The sequence below is a fragment of the Streptomyces sp. 4F14 genome, assembly GCF_048159485.1.
Taxonomy (GTDB): Bacteria; Actinomycetota; Actinomycetes; order Streptomycetales; family Streptomycetaceae; genus Streptomyces.
Window position 1 is genome coordinate 1 of record NZ_JBLRVY010000165.1, and the last position, 416, is coordinate 416.

Sequence of the window (416 nt, forward strand, 5' to 3'; positions counted from 1 at the left end):
CGAAGAGCTCACGGACGAAGCGGGTGGACTCGGTGGTGGTGTGCTCGTGGCGGCGGCCCTCCAGGGTCCACCGCACGTGGTCCTCGCCGGCGATCCGCCGGGCCAGGTCCGCCGCGGTGCCGTCGGCGATGATGCGGCCGCCGTCGAGCACCATGATGCGGTCGGAGAGCTTCTCGGCCTCGGACAGGTCGTGGGTGGTGAGCACGATCGTGGTGTGCCGCTGGGCGGCGAGGCTCTCCACCAGTTCGTGGAACTCGCGCCGGGCCACCGGGTCGAGGCCGGCGGTCGGCTCGTCGAGGAACAGCAGCTCGGGGCGGCCGACGAGGCCGATGGCCACGTCCAGTCTGCGGCGCTGCCCGCCGGACAGCATCCGTACCTTCTTCTGGGCGTGCGCTGTCAGGCCGACGGCCGCGATG

The 416-nt window shown here is 72.6% G+C and carries 1 protein-coding gene; it reads right to left on the reverse strand.

What is annotated here, in order from left to right:
* On the reverse strand, positions 1–416 hold a 416-nt coding region (locus ACLZOT_RS50140), incomplete at both ends, for an AAA family ATPase (RefSeq protein WP_416976008.1).